Genomic DNA, 14,009 nt, shown 5'->3' on the forward strand with positions numbered 1-14,009 from the left:
AGAAAAAGTTCATCGCCGCGGTAAGCAATGTGGGGCTGGCCCGGTAAGCGGTTGGAACTCATTGATGTTGGGGTGATGAGTCGGCAGTTGCCGGTTGCGGGGTGCCTGGCGCGTTGCCGGGTGCTGGCAATACAGATGCAGGCGGCGGCAAATAAAGCGGCCCCTTTTGACCGCAGGCGATCAGAACCGCACTGGCACCAAGGGCAAGGGTGCGCACTAGAATTTGAGAATTAAACAGCATGGTGAAATTGTAATGACTGACTCAGAATTCATGGATCGCGCGGAACAGCTGCTCAAGGCCATAGAGGCCAGCTGTGACTGCATCAACGATGAAACCTCCGCTGACATCGACAACCAGCGCACTGGCGGCATGATCACCCTGGCGTTTGCCAACCGAAGCCAGATTGTCATCAACCTGCAAAAGCCTTTGCATGAGATCTGGCTGGCCGCCCGATGCGGCGGTTTTCACTACCAGTTCGATGGCGCGCAGTGGCAGGACACCAAAGGCCAGGGCGAGTTTTTTGCGTCGCTGTCGCGTTATGCCAGCGAGCAGGCCGGTCAGCCGCTTAAATTTGCCCCCTGATCGCCGGTCTATCTGAATAAATCCAGAATCCGGTTTTTTTCTTCAGCCGCTGGTAATGGAATGACTTGAGGCCTGCCTGCCTCTAATTCATTGTTGAGGCCCAGGCTGGTCACGCCAGCGTCGCCAGCGTATTCATCGTAAAACCACTCTCCGTCCAGATTGACGACCCCCTCGGGCACGGTGTACGCCATGACCGGAGCGCCTTTCAGTACCTGTGCCATGAATTCGATCCAGACCGGCAGGCTCAAGCCACCGCCGGTTTCACGTGCGCCAAGCTTTCTGGGCGTGTCGTAACCGATCCAGGTGATGGCCGCCAGGGTTGGCTGATAGCCGGCAAACCAGGCATCCAGCGAATCATTGGTGGTGCCGGTCTTGCCATACAGGTCGGGGCGCTTGAGCCTGGCCTGCGCCGAAGCGGCCGTGCCCGAGCGGGTGACTTCCTGCAGCAAACTGTTCATGATGAAGGCGTTGCGTGGCGCAATGGCGCGCATCGACTCGTTCAGCATGGGCGCATGGGTTTGCGTGATCAGCTTGCCTTTCTGGTCGGTTACCCGGCTGATCAGCCAGGGGTTGACGCGGTAGCCACCATTGGCAAAGACCGAGTAGGCGCTGGCCATCTGCATCGGGGTGACCGAGCCGGCACCAAGCGCCATGGTCAGGTAGGCGGGGTGCTTGTCGGCATCAAAACCAAAGCGGGTCGCCCAAGCCTGTGCGTTTTGCGGCCCCACGGTTTGCAAAATGCGGATCGAAACCATGTTCTTTGATCGGGCCAGGCCGCTGCGCATGCTCATGGGGCCTTCGAACTTGCCATCGTAGTTTTTCGGTTCCCAGGGCTGGCCGCCGGTCACGCCAGCATCAAAAAACAGCGGGCTGTCGTTGATGATGGTGGCGGGCGTCACGCCGTACTCCAGCGCGGCCGAGTAAATAAACGGCTTGAAACTCGAACCCGGCTGGCGCCAGGCCTGGGTGACATGGTTGAACTTGTTTTTTTCAAAATCAAAACCGCCCACCAGCGCCTTGATCGAGCCGTCGCGCGGGTCAAGCGCCACAAAAGCGCCTTCCACATCGGGCAGTTGGGTTGCTGCCCACTTTCCATTGGGTGTTTGCACCACCCGGATCACGGCGCCGCGGCGAATCCTGATGTTGGCCGCGGCCTTGTCAGACAAGCCTGAGCGAACCGGTTGGAGCCCGCTGCCGGTGATCTCGATGATTTCGCCGTTTTGCCGGATCACCTGGATTTTTTTGCTCGAGGCTTCCAGCACCACGGCCGACATCACGTCGCCGTTGTCAGGATGCTCTTGCAGCACTTCGTCGATCACGTCGTCCATGGCTTGCGGGTCACTGGGCAGGCTGACAAATTTTTCAGGGCCCCGGTAAAACTGGCGCTGCTCATACTTCATGATGCCGTTGCGCAAGGCCTTGTAGGCGATGTCCTGCTGAGCCGTGTCGAGCGTGGTGAAAACATTCAGCCCCCGGGTGTAAGTGGCATCACCATATTGCGCAAACATCAGTTGGCGCACAGTTTCAGCCACGAACTCGGCATGAACGGTGGTGTTGTCGGCGTTTGTTTTGACCGTGAGCGGCTCCTGCTTGGCCGCCTCCGCCTGCTCGGGGCTGATAAAGCCGTTGACCAGCATCCGGTCAATGATGTGGAGCTGGCGCGACCGGGCCCGCTTGGGGTTTTTGATCGGGTTGTAGGCCGAAGGGGCCTTGGGCAAGCCGGCCAGCATGGCGGCCTCGGCGACGGTGACATTTTGCAGCGACTTGCCAAAATACGCCTCGGACGCCGCAGCAAAGCCATAGGCGCGGTTGCCCAGAAAAATCTGGTTCATGTAGATTTCAAGAATCTGGTCTTTGGTGAGCAAATGCTCCAGCTTGAAGGTGAGCAAAATCTCGTAAATCTTGCGGGTGTAAGTTTTCTCGGAAGTCAGGTACACATTGCGCGCCACCTGCATCGTGATGGTTGAGGCGCCCTGGCTTTTGATGCGCCCGAGGTTGGCCAGTGCGGCCCGCAAAATTCCTTTGTAATCCACGCCGCCATGTTCGTAAAAGCGCGCATCTTCAATGGCCAGCACGGCATCCTTCATCACCTTGGGGATGTCCTGGATGGGCGTGAGATGGCGGCGCTCTTCGCCAAACTCGCCAATCAGCTTGCCGTCAGAAGCAAAAACCCGCAGCGGCAGCTTGGGGCGATAGTCTGACAAAGCGGAAATGTCGGGCAGGTTGGGGTAGGCAACTGCCAGCGCGATACCCACCAGAAGCACCAGGGTTGTTGCACCGGCCAACGTCAGTCCACCGGCCCACAACATCAGTCTGATCGCCCAATGCAGCGCCGGGCGCTTAGGTTTTTTAGTTGGTGTGGAAACGTGAACGGTCATGGAAGGCAATCGATTAATCTAGCCCATTATAAAAATCAGGACAGATGCCGCGCTTAGGTTAGCATCGCAAACGTTGTGCCAATGGAGAATTTGGTACCAAGGGCGCATTTATTTCTGCGCAACAGGGGGCCATTTTGCGATTTCGCGTCTATATTTGGCAACATCAGCTTTTGTATAAAGACAAAATTTTCTTTACGCAACAACAATCTTGCTGCTAACATTCAAGTGAGTTCTTAAGAGTGGCGTTGATTTTTTATCTTGTTTGGGGATTGCATTGATTTCTTTGAGATCATTATTTAGCCAACAACTTGCGCCTTTAATTGGCCTGGACATTGGCGCTTCCAATGTCAAACTTGTCGAGTTGGGGCGCGACAAGGAAAACAATCTGGTTCTTGAAGCCTGCGGCGTGCTGCCACTTGAAAGCGGCTGGATCAAGGACGGCAGCATTGAAAAATTTGACGAAGTCGCCGACACGGTGCGCAGCCTGATCAAGATCACCAGAACCAAAACAAAAAACGTGGTCATGGCCTTGCCGCCGTCTTCCGTCATCACCAAAAAAATCGTCTTGCCGGGTGGTATGACAGACCAAGAGCTGGAGATGCAGGTCGAGTCCGAGGCCAACCAGTACATTCCGTTTCCGCTCGACGAAGTCAGCCTTGACTTTTGCATTTTGGGCCCGAGCGCCAGTTCAGACGGCGACATTGATGTCCTGATTGCTGCCTCGAGGCGCGAAAAAGTTCAAGACCTGCAGGGCCTGGCCGAGGCCGCCGGGCTCAATCCCGTGGTGGTCGATGTCAAGTCCTACGCATCACGGCTGGCCGCCAGTCGCCTGATCGCCGACATGCCCCACTTTGCCGCAGACAGTGTTGTGGCCTTGTTCGAAGTCGGCTCGCTGAGCACCAGCATGCAGGTCATGCGCAACGACGAGGTTTTATACGACCGCGACCAGGCCTTTGGCGGCGCCCAACTGACGCAGTTGATCGTCCTTCAATATGGTTTTTCGTACGAAGAAGCCGAAGCCAAAAAATGCCGTGACGAGTTGCCGCCAGACTTCGATGCGACCGTGCTGAAGCCTTTCGTTGAAAGCCTGGTTCAGGAAATGAGCCGCGCGCTCCAATTCTTCTTTACCAGCACCACCCACAACAAGGTTGACCTCGTGATGCTGGCCGGCGGCTCTGCTGCCCTGACGGGCCTGACGGCCATGGTCACCAAACAATCCGGTTTTCCTTGCATGATCGCCAACCCCTTCAATGGCATGCATATTGCCGAGAGCATCGGGCAGAAAAAACTGCTGCGTGATGCACCCTCTTACCTGACCGCCTGTGGCTTGGCTTTGCGGAGGTTTTCGCAGTGATTTTGATTAACCTGCTTCCGCATCGGGAACTGGCCCGCAAACGCCGCAAAGAACAATTCACGCTCGGCCTGGGCTTGTCTGTGTTGGCGGGTGTCTTGTTGGCTGTGCTGGTCTATACGTGGTTTCAGGCGCAAATCTCGGACCAGCAGGACAAAAACCAGATGCTGAAAACCGAGATCACCAAGTTTGATGCCCAAATCAAAAACATCGCTGGTCTCGAAGCTGAAATTGCCGCCTTGTTGGCGCGTCAGCAGGCGGTCGAAAACCTGCAGGCCGACCGCAACATGCCCGTGCACCTTCTGGCGGAACTGGTGCAGCAACTGCCCGAAGGGGTTTACATCACATCCATGCAGCAAACCGACCAGAATGTTGCCTTGCAAGGGGTTGCCCAATCCAATGAGCGGGTGTCGGAACTGCTGCGCAACCTGGCCAATAATTCACCCTGGTTCAGTAGGCCGGAGCTGATCGAGATTGTGGCCGCTACGGCCAATCTGACCCCGCGCGATGTGCGCCGCGTGGCCAACTTCCAGATCAGGGTCAAACTGGTTCGCGCCAGCGAAGCACCCAAGACACCCGCCAGCAAGTCGCCCGCTCAACTGTCTTCAAAGCCCGCGTCTGATGCGGTGAATCGGTAAAGGTGGGCATGATGGTCAAGCAACCCAACATCACTGTCGATTTCAAGGAACGGTTCGAGACCGTTGCCAAGCAGTTTCGCAACCTCGACAGCCAAGACCCGTCCAGTTGGCCCTTGTTGCCACGCGCTGCCGTTTTTGTGCTGCTGGCGGCCGCCTGCGTGGTGGCACTCTGGTTTGTCTGGTTGTCCGATGTCGAAGAAGAACTGGTGCAAGCGCAAACCACCGAACTCAAGTTGCGCGACGAATACAAAGCCAAGCTCGCCAAGGCTGTCAACCTTGAAGCGCTGACCAAGCAACGCGAGCAAGTTCAGCAGTACGTGACCCAGCTCGAAAAGCAACTGCCCAACAAGGCCGAAATGGATGCCTTGCTGTCTGACATCAACCAGTCCGGGTTGGGCCGCAGTTTGATGTTCGAGCTGTTCCGACCCGGTCAGGTGGTGATCAATGACTACTATGCAGAGCTGCCCATTGCCTTGCGCGTCACCGGTCGGTATCACGATATGGGCGCTTTTGCCGCAGACATCGCCAATTTGTCGCGCATCGTCACGCTCAACAATCTGGTCATCACATCGGCCAAAGAGGGCGCACTGACCATGAACGTGACCGCCAAAACATTCCGCTATCTCGACGTCAACGAGATCAATGCGCAGCGCAAAGCCACTGCCAAGCCCAAAAAATGATCATGAAGTTGTTTAAAACTGCTGTTTTGTTGGGGCTTATCGGGCTTTTAACCGCTTGCGGCTCTTCCTCGCGCGACGAGTTGAGCCAGTGGATGGCAGAGCAAAAGGCCCAAACGCAGCCCAAAATCAAGCCGGTCTCGGCGCCCAAGCCATTCAAGCCGGAAAGTTACCAACTTTTTGCCGAGCTCGATCCATTCAACAAGCAAAAGCTCATCATGGTCCTCAGTAAAGAGTCGAAACAGGCTGGCGCCGCAGATGCCTTGATCGCTCCCGAGCTGGCGCGCCGCAAGGAGCCGCTGGAAGAATTCCCGCTCGACACCATGTCTCTGGTGGGCAGCATGGTGCGTAACAAGCAGCCGGTAGCTTTGGTCAAGATCGGTCCACTCCTGTATCAGGTGAAGCTGGGCGATCATCTGGGGCAAAACTACGGCAAAGTAGTCAAGATTGAAGAAAACGAAGTTATCTTGCGCGAAATTGTGCAAGATGCCGTGGGTGAGTGGATAGAGCGCACAGCCAGTCTGCTGTTGCAAGAGAGGTCAAAATGAAGAATCGCCATATTGGTTGGATGGGTCGTTGGTGGCAACAGCTGGCACTTGGCTTGAGTTTGCTGCTGACGGCTGCCTTCGCACAAGCCCAGGTGGCCATCGAGTCGGTTTCAGGAGCGGTGCAAAGTGGTGTTGAGGTTGTCAAAATCGATTTCAGTGATGCGCTCAGCACACCACCCACAGGGTTTACCGTCCAGTCGCCAGCCCGCATCGCGCTCGATTTCCCCTACGTGGTCAGCGGCATCGGGCGCGCCACCACCGAGGTCAACCAAGGCAACCTGCGCACCGTCAGCGTGGTCCAGGTCGGCAACCGCACCCGCGTGGTACTGAACCTCAAGCAAGCCACCACCTACACAACCCAATGGCAGGGCAAGTCATTGTTGGTGTTGCTGGACGCGCTGGCAGCTTCGGCCCCGGCACCGGCAGCCCGGATGTTTGCTGAAAACCAGAGCCGCGATGTGCAGCCCCTGCGCGACCTCGATTTCAGGCGCGGTGACGAAGGCGCCGGTCGCGTTGTGGTGTCCTTGCCCAGCAGCCAGGTCGGTGTCGATGTGCGGCAGCAAGGCCAGTTGCTGGTGGTTGAATTCATGAAAACCAGCCTGCCCGAAGGCATGCGCAGACGCCTTGATGTGAACGACTTCGGCACCCCCATCAAAACCATCACCACCACCCAGACAGGCGACCGGGTGCGCATGGAAATCTTGCCGCAAGGTGTGTGGGTGCACAGCGCCTACCAGACCGATGAGCAGTTTGTGCTGGAGGTCAAGCCCGTCAAGGTCGATCCCACCAAGCTCACGCAGGGGCCTGGCTACAGCGGTCAAAAACTGTCCTTGAACTTCCAGAGCATCGAGATTCGCTCGCTGCTGCAGGTGATTGCCGACTTCACCAACTTCAACGTCATCACCTCCGACTCCGTCTCCGGTACAGTCACCCTGCGCTTGCAGGACGTGCCCTGGGATCAGGCGCTCGACATCATCCTGCAGGCCAAGGGCCTGGGCGTGCGCAAAACCGGCAACGTGCTCTGGATTGCGCCCAAGGAAGAAATTATTGCCAAGGAAAAGCTGGAGCTTGAATCAAAGGCAACCGTGCTCAGTCTGGAGCCAGTGCGCACCGAGTCGTTCCAACTGAATTATGCGAAAGCTGTAGATGTCGCCGCGCAGCTCTCGGCAACGGCCACCGGCTCCGGCCCCGCGGCAAACACTTCCAGAATTCTGAGCCCGCGTGGGAGCGCCACTGCCGAGACGCGTACCAACCAATTGTTTGTAACCGACGTGCCAAGCAAACTTGAACAGGTGCAAAACCTGATTACCAAGCTGGACATCCCGGTGCGCCAGGTGCTTATAGAGGCGCGCATCGTCGAAGCCTCCGACACCTTCGGCCGGTCGCTCGGGGTCAAACTGGGCGGAGGTATTACCGCCACGCCCAATGGTGGGCCTAGTCCCAGCGTGGCGATTGGTTCTAGCTACACAGACAACATTGGAGGCACCACTTCCGGTAGTTTCGTCAACTTGCCCGCGGTCGGCCTGGGCGACTACAACCCGGCCACATTTGCGCTGTCAATTTTCAGCTCTGCAGCCAACCGTTTCTTGAACCTGGAACTGTCCGCGCTCGAAGCTGATGGCAAGGGCAAAGTTGTGTCGAGCCCGCGAGTCGTTACAGCAGATCAAAAAGAGGCTGTCATCGAACAAGGCCGAGAAGTTACCCTGCAATCGACCTTTGACGGTAAACCGCAAACTGATAAAGTAAAAGGCGTTCTTTCCTTAAAGGTAACCCCAAGAATTACCCCCGATGGCGGTATCGTCATGGCTGTTGAAATAACCAAAAACACCATCATGAGCCGGAGTCCGGTAGAAATCAGCGTCAAGTCTGTCAAAACTGAAATTCTGGTTGAAAACGGTGGCACCGTGGTGATTGGTGGTATTTTTGAACTGTCAGAAACTGTCGATGAAACCAAAGTGCCGCTGCTGGGCGACATACCTGGCCTTGGCAACCTGTTCAAGAGCCGATCCCGGTCAACAGACAAACAGGAAATGCTGGTCTTCATCACGCCCAAGTTGGTGGCTGACAAGGCCATTCGGTAAATATGATCATCCGGATGCGGCTGATATTTTTAAAAATTTTAAAAATTGCAGATTAGCCTCATCGGCCTCCCAGGCTCAGGCAAATCCACCGTCGGGCGACAGCTCGCCCGGCGGCTGCAACTGCCGTTCTTTGACTCCGACCACGTGATAGAGCGGCGCCTCGGCTGCTCGATTCGCGAGTATTTCGAGCGCGAGGGTGAAGACCGCTTTCGCGACCTTGAAGTCGCGGTGATCGACGAACTCACGCAAAAGCCCGAGGGCGTGATCTCCACCGGCGGCGGCGTGGTGTTGCGGGTTGAGAACCGGCAACACCTGCACGCGCGAACCAAGGTGATTTACCTGAAGTCGTCGCCTGACGAGTTGTATCGCCGCCTGCGCCACGACAAGCATCGCCCCCTGTTGCAAGTGGCTGACCCGCTGCAGCGCCTGCGCGACCTCTACGCCCAGCGCGATCCGCTGTACCGGGAAACTGCGCACTTCCAGATAGAAACCGGCCGCCCCTCGGTGGCGGCCTTGGTCAACATGATCATGATGCAGCTGGAGCTGGCGGGCATGACGCGGCCTTGAAGCACCACTGTTTGAGGTGATTTAGCATGCATCCGGCGATGTGGAGCCAGTCAATTGTTATACACTTTGTCTAACAAAGCTATTTGAAAGACAACGCCATGAACGCCGTGACATCCAGAGAGGTCATTCACAATTTTTCAGCCGTTGCAGCACGTGTTGCCGCTGGTGAAGAGATCACGGTGACCCGGTACGGCAAACCGGTTCTTAAATTGGTGCAGTTGCCCGCCGCGGAACTGAGTGACGCTGATCATGCGGCCTTGATTCACAGGGCCTTGTCTTTTCGCATGACTGCCCCTTATGGCAAGGCCTTTGAGCGCAGTGATGCTTATGAAGAGTGAGTCGCTCTGGGCTTTAGACACCAATATTTTGGTTTATGCCACCGCGCCGGACACACCTCCTGAAAAACAACGTGTGGCGCAAGACCTGTTGGCGCGGCTTTTCAAGAGTCCGTTTGGATGCTTGCCGGGGCAAGTCCTGAGCGAATATTTGGCCGTGGTATTGCGCAAAAAGACCATGCCACCCGAACTGGCCCTGGAAGCGGTGACGGTGTGGTCGCAAGCCGCCAAGGTACTGGGTGTTTCTGCTCAAACCTATGAACAGGCCTGGAAATTGGCTGGCTCGCATCAATACCAAGTGTGGGACGCATTGATCGTTGCCGTGTGCGCCGAGCATGGCATCAAAAAGCTCTACTCTGAGGATGCGGGCTCAATGAAGCAGCCTTTGGGAGTGCGGGTGATCAACCCATTTGCGCATGGGACAACCTGAACTCAACGCCATGCATTCATCAGCTCGCGATGCCCTGGGCCTCAAAGCCGGTAGCAAGCTTCAAATTCGCATTGATGGCAATCGACTCGTGGTTGAAAAAAAGGTAGCACTGGACTTGAGTCGTTGGGTCGGCAAAGCCGTGGATGACGGTTTGACCCGAGACGAAGCTCTGGCGGAGTTGCGGGGTCGCGCGGTGCCGTGGCAAGCTGAGCAGGCCAAGCCATGAAAACAGCGGTGAATTCAAGTGTGCTGTTTGACATCTGCTGACAACCGATGCTGGCTTTTTTCGCCAATACTTTGAGGGTTTGGTCGTTGTTGTGACACCTGCTGCTGATGAATCAAGGTGCTGCTAAGATATCGGCTAATGATATCAACTGGGGCAATAAATGAAGCGAATGCTTGTTGGTTTTTCTGATCGGGACATTCAGGAGTTGGATGCCTTGTCAAGCATCAAGCGCACTTCGCGCGCGGAACTCATTCGTCAAGCCGTGGCTCTGTATCTCGACAAATTCAAGCCGGTCGAGGCGAGCGATGAGGCCTTTGGTTTGTGGGCTGATAAAAAAGAGGATGGCCTGGCCTATCAGCAGCGCCTAAGGCAAGAGTGGTGAAAGCGCTTTTTGATACCAACATTCTGATTGATTACCTCAACGGGATTCAAGAGGCCAGGTCGGAGTTGGCCCTGTATCGCGACAAGGCAATCTCTATTGTGTCGTGGATGGAAATCCAGGTCGGAACCACGCCCGAGGATCAGCGCGCGGTGGATCGGTTCTTGGGCAGCTTCACCGTTGTGCCGCTGGATGCGTCGATCTCGGTAGAAGCGGTTGCTTTGCGAAAAACCACCCGGGTCAAGCTACCCGATGCGATCATCTGGGCGACTGCCAATGTCAGCAGCAGACTGCTGGTTACGCGCAACAGCAAAGATTTTTCCGCTTCACTTCCGGGGGTTCGCGTGCCCTATGTTCTTTAGCGCAACTGATCAACACTATGAACTCCTCCGACCTTCAACTTGTCACCATCGACCTGGCCGAGCGCAGCTACCACATCGCCATTCGCCATTCGCCATTCGCGGCTCGCTTGAGCTGGCGGTTCATTTTTTGATACACTCGCGACACCATCCCTTCGCGGTGTCATTCAGTTGGCTCAGGCTTAGGGCGAAAAAGCCACTGCAAAGTGGCTTTTTCATTTTTGGGCTTGCGCCATGCCGAAGAAAACTATCATCTACATAGACGGATACAACCTCTATTACTCTCGTCTCAAAGATACGCCGTTCAAGTGGCTTGACATTGTGCGTCTCTTTAGAGACCAGATTTTGAAGCAGCAAGACCCGTCTGCGGAGGTGGTTGCAGTTAAATATTTCACCGCTCCGGTCATGGCTAGTTACGCACGCCATGGCGTCGCCTCAGAGCAAGCACAAACGCAGTATTTGCGTGCCTTGCAAGCTAAATACGAATGTATTGAGGTGATTAATGGGTTTCATATCTTTGAGCCAACAAAACTGCCAACTTTTATCAGAAGCGTTGTAGCGACAAAAGCCAACTTATCGCCGGTCTGGATGATTGAAGAAAAGCAAACGGACGTCAACCTGTCATTACAGGTTTACCGCGACGCTATCAAGGCACAGTGTGATCAGGTAGTCATTTGCTCCAATGACAGCGACGTGGAGCCAGTACTGAAACTACTCGCCCAAGATACCCCCGAACTCACCGTGGGCTTGATTTTGCCTCTGCGCGAACCCGGTTCGGACACGCGTCGATTTTCGAACAAGCGACTTGTTGGCAAAGCCAATTGGGTACGTCATTACATTCTTGACGAAGAATTGGCTATCTCCCAACTCCCTCAAAATGTACCCACCAAAAAGAAGCCTGCCAGCAAGCCGACACATTGGTAGCATTCCCAAATTCACCCTATGAACTCCTCCGACCTCCAAACCGTCACCATCGAGCTGGCCGAGCGCAGCTACCACATCGCCATCCGCGGCTCGCTGTTCGACAACCCCTTGAGCTATTCCGAGTTGCCGGCGGCGCACAGCGCGCTGATTGTGACCAACACCACCGTCGGCCCCTTGTACGCCGAGCGCCTGCAGCGCGCGCTGGCCGGCAAATACCCGCAGGTGCACACCGTGGTGCTGCCCGATGGCGAGGTGTACAAAACCTGGGAAAGCCTGAATCTGATTTTTGATGCCCTGCTGGGCCACGGCTGCGACCGCAAGACCATGCTGTTTGCGCTGGGCGGTGGTGTGGTGGGCGACATGACCGGTTTTGCCGCGGCCAGCTACATGCGCGGCGTGCCGTTTGTGCAGGTGCCCACCACCTTGCTGGCGCAGGTGGACTCGTCGGTGGGCGGAAAAACCGCCATCAACCACCCGCTGGGCAAGAACATGATCGGCGCGTTTTACCAGCCGCTCAAGGTGATTTGCGACCTCGACACGCTCGAGACCCTGCCTGCGCGAGAGTTGAGCGCCGGGCTGGCCGAGGTTATCAAATACGGGCCCATTGCCGACATGAACTTTCTGGCCTGGCTGGAGGCGCACATGGATGCCCTGCTGGCGCGCGAACCCGCTGCGCTGGCGCACATCGTCAAGCGCAGTTGCGAGATCAAGGCCGATGTGGTGGGGCGGGACGAGCGCGAAGCGGGCCTGCGTGCCATCCTCAATTTTGGCCACACCTTTGGTCACGCCATCGAGGCCGGCCTGGGTTATGGCGAATGGCTGCACGGCGAGGCGGTGGGCTGCGGCATGGTGATGGCGGCGCATTTGTCGCAGCGCCTGGGGCTGGTCGATGCGTTTTTTGTCCACCGCCTCAAGACATTGATTCAGCAGGCCGGTCTGCCGGTCAAGGCGCCGGTGCTAAACGCGGCTGACAACGCCGGGCGCTACCTTGAACTGATGCGGCTCGACAAAAAGAGCGAGGCCGGCGAGATCAAGTTTGTCGTCATCGACCAGCCGGGCCGGGCCGCCGTGCGCAGCGCGCCTGACGCCATGGTGCGCCAGGTGATCGACGCCTGCTGCGCCGGCTGAGATGCCAGTATGACCCTGGCTCCTTACGCCTGCGACCCGGCCAAGTCGCGCGGGCGGCGCTACCCGCAGCCACCGGCGCCCACCCGCACCGACTACCAGCGCGACCGCGACCGCATTGTGCACAGCACGGCGTTCAGGCGCCTGGTCTATAAAACCCAGGTGTTTCTGAACCACGAGGGCGACCTGTTTCGCACCCGGCTCACGCACTCACTCGAGGTGGCGCAGCTTGGCCGCTCGGTGGCGCGCACACTCGGGCTCAACGAAGACCTGGTCGAAGCCATTGCGCTGGCGCATGACTTGGGCCACACGCCATTTGGCCACGCCGGGCAGGACGCGCTCAACGCCTGCATGGCCGACTTTGGCGGCTTTGAGCACAACCTGCAAAGCCTGCGCGTGGTGGACCATCTGGAAGAGCGCTACCCCGAGTTCGACGGCCTGAACCTGACGTTCGAGACGCGCGAGGGCATCCTCAAGCACTGCTCGCGCCACCACGCTGAACAGCTCGAGCGCGTCGAGCCGAACGGCGTGGGCCAGCGTTTTCTGGCGCGCACCCAGCCCAGCCTGGAGGCCCAGCTGTGCAACCTGGCCGACGAAATTTCCTACAACGCGCACGACATCGATGACGGCGTGCGCTCAGGCCTGATCACGCTGGCGCAGTTGCACGATGTGCCGTTGTTCGATGATTTCAGGCAGCAAACGTTGGCCGAGTTTCCGCAGTTGCTGGACAAATCGCAGGGCAGGCGGCTGCTCTACGAGTCGATTCGCCGCATGTTGAGCGCGCAGGTGTATGACGTGATCAGCGCCACGCAGGCGGCCCTGCAAGCGGCGGCACCGGCGGATGCGCAAGCGGTGCGCGAGCTGCCACCCATGATTCAGTTCAGCGCGCCGATGCGCGACAAGTCGCAAGCGTTGAAAAGATTTTTGTTGCAAAAGCTGTACCGCCACCCACAAGTTCTGCAAACCGTCGGCAAGGCACAGCAGGTGGTGCGCGACCTGTTTGAGCGCTACCTGACGCAGCCCGACAACATGCCCGACAGCCACCACCGCAGGTTGGCCACGGCGCGACTGACCGAGTCGCTGCCCGAGCACGCCTTGCCGCGCATCGTGGCCGACTACATTGCCGGCATGACCGACCGCTTTGCCCTGCGCGAACACGAGCGCCTGACCGGCTTGCGCTTGCTCGACTGACTTGCATGAATCCGCAGCGATGCCTCGAATTATGAAAGAGCGCCGTCATCGCGAGCCCCCCGCACCTGGTCCGATACCGCACACGGACCTTGAACAGAGACTTCGTCACTGCGAGCCCTCCGTACCTGGTCCGATACCGCACACGGGCCTTGAACAAAGACATCGTCACTGCGAGCCCCCCGCATCAGGCCCGATACCGCACACGGACCTTGAACAG

General features: G+C 57.3%; 17 protein-coding genes. 15 read left to right on the top strand and 2 right to left on the bottom strand.

All coding sequences use genetic code 11. The annotated features are described in order from the left end of the window. Window positions 1-58: 58 nt before the first annotated feature. Window positions 59-241, bottom strand: a complete 183-nt coding sequence (locus tag IBX54_RS15240) for a lipoprotein (protein ID WP_367141819.1) — start codon at window positions 239-241, stop codon at window positions 59-61. A 12-nt stretch (window positions 242-253) separates the two neighbouring features. Here IBX54_RS15240 and cyaY point away from each other — a divergent pair, with 12 nt between their 5' ends. Then, a complete protein-coding gene (gene cyaY, locus IBX54_RS07095) occupies window positions 254-583 on the top strand; it encodes an iron donor protein CyaY (protein WP_296541967.1) in 330 nt (109 codons plus the stop codon). 8 nt (window positions 584-591) lie between these two features. Here cyaY and IBX54_RS07100 read toward each other — a convergent pair whose 3' ends face one another. Beyond that, window positions 592-2,892 (bottom strand): penicillin-binding protein 1A, encoded by a 2,301-nt coding sequence (locus IBX54_RS07100; protein ID WP_296541968.1) that lies wholly within the window; start codon window positions 2,890-2,892, stop codon window positions 592-594. Window positions 2,893-3,235: 343 nt separating this feature from the next. Here IBX54_RS07100 and IBX54_RS07105 point away from each other — a divergent pair, with 343 nt between their 5' ends. The 14 genes from IBX54_RS07105 to IBX54_RS07170 all read left to right on the top strand — a co-directional run bounded on the left by IBX54_RS07105 (window position 3,236) and on the right by IBX54_RS07170 (window position 13,792). Beyond that, a complete protein-coding gene (locus tag IBX54_RS07105; RefSeq protein ID WP_296541969.1) occupies window positions 3,236-4,315 on the top strand; it encodes a pilus assembly protein PilM in 1,080 nt (359 codons plus the stop codon). Then, window positions 4,312-4,950: a PilN domain-containing protein gene (locus IBX54_RS07110; RefSeq protein ID WP_296541970.1), complete on the top strand. Its 639-nt coding sequence runs from the start codon at window positions 4,312-4,314 to the stop codon at window positions 4,948-4,950. The genes IBX54_RS07105 and IBX54_RS07110 overlap by 4 nt, the downstream gene beginning before the upstream one ends. An 11-nt stretch (window positions 4,951-4,961) precedes the next feature. Further along, window positions 4,962-5,630, top strand: a complete 669-nt coding sequence (locus tag IBX54_RS07115) for a type 4a pilus biogenesis protein PilO (protein ID WP_296541982.1) — start codon at window positions 4,962-4,964, stop codon at window positions 5,628-5,630. 2 nt (window positions 5,631-5,632) lie between these two features. Beyond that, window positions 5,633-6,175 carry a pilus assembly protein PilP gene (locus IBX54_RS07120; RefSeq protein WP_296541971.1) on the top strand — a complete coding sequence of 181 codons (543 nt, stop codon included), beginning with the start codon at window positions 5,633-5,635 and terminating at the stop codon, window positions 6,173-6,175. Continuing rightward, window positions 6,172-8,256, top strand: coding sequence for a type IV pilus secretin PilQ (pilQ, locus tag IBX54_RS07125; protein ID WP_296541972.1), 2,085 nt, complete (start codon window positions 6,172-6,174; stop codon window positions 8,254-8,256). Before IBX54_RS07120 ends, pilQ begins: the two co-directional genes overlap by 4 nt. A 45-nt stretch (window positions 8,257-8,301) precedes the next feature. Next, window positions 8,302-8,823: a shikimate kinase gene (locus tag IBX54_RS07130; protein ID WP_296541973.1), complete on the top strand. Its 522-nt coding sequence runs from the start codon at window positions 8,302-8,304 to the stop codon at window positions 8,821-8,823. An 83-nt stretch (window positions 8,824-8,906) separates the two neighbouring features. Further along, window positions 8,907-9,161: a hypothetical protein gene (locus IBX54_RS07135; protein WP_296541974.1), complete on the top strand. Its 255-nt coding sequence runs from the start codon at window positions 8,907-8,909 to the stop codon at window positions 9,159-9,161. Continuing rightward, window positions 9,145-9,588, top strand: a complete 444-nt coding sequence (locus IBX54_RS07140) for a PIN domain-containing protein (RefSeq protein WP_296541975.1) — start codon at window positions 9,145-9,147, stop codon at window positions 9,586-9,588. Before IBX54_RS07135 ends, IBX54_RS07140 begins: the two co-directional genes overlap by 17 nt. A 10-nt stretch (window positions 9,589-9,598) precedes the next feature. Continuing rightward, on the top strand, window positions 9,599-9,814 hold the full coding sequence (locus IBX54_RS07145; protein WP_296541976.1) for an AbrB/MazE/SpoVT family DNA-binding domain-containing protein: 216 nt from the start codon (window positions 9,599-9,601) through the stop codon (window positions 9,812-9,814). Window positions 9,815-9,974: 160 nt separating this feature from the next. Next, complete coding sequence (locus IBX54_RS07150; RefSeq protein WP_296541977.1) at window positions 9,975-10,196, top strand: CopG family transcriptional regulator; 222 nt, start codon at window positions 9,975-9,977, stop codon at window positions 10,194-10,196. Next, a complete protein-coding gene (locus IBX54_RS07155; protein ID WP_296541978.1) occupies window positions 10,190-10,555 on the top strand; it encodes a type II toxin-antitoxin system VapC family toxin in 366 nt (121 codons plus the stop codon). The genes IBX54_RS07150 and IBX54_RS07155 overlap by 7 nt, the downstream gene beginning before the upstream one ends. A 231-nt stretch (window positions 10,556-10,786) precedes the next feature. Continuing rightward, on the top strand, window positions 10,787-11,476 hold the full coding sequence (locus IBX54_RS07160; protein ID WP_296541979.1) for an NYN domain-containing protein: 690 nt from the start codon (window positions 10,787-10,789) through the stop codon (window positions 11,474-11,476). 18 nt (window positions 11,477-11,494) lie between these two features. Then, complete coding sequence (gene aroB, locus IBX54_RS07165) at window positions 11,495-12,604, top strand: 3-dehydroquinate synthase (protein ID WP_296541980.1); 1,110 nt, start codon at window positions 11,495-11,497, stop codon at window positions 12,602-12,604. Between the two features lie 9 nt (window positions 12,605-12,613). Beyond that, window positions 12,614-13,792, top strand: coding sequence for a deoxyguanosinetriphosphate triphosphohydrolase (locus IBX54_RS07170; RefSeq protein ID WP_296541981.1), 1,179 nt, complete (start codon window positions 12,614-12,616; stop codon window positions 13,790-13,792). Window positions 13,793-14,009 lie beyond the last annotated feature (217 nt).

The sequence above is a fragment of the Rhodoferax sp. genome (genome assembly GCF_014859475.1).
Taxonomy (GTDB): Bacteria; Pseudomonadota; Gammaproteobacteria; order Burkholderiales; family Burkholderiaceae_C; genus Rhodoferax.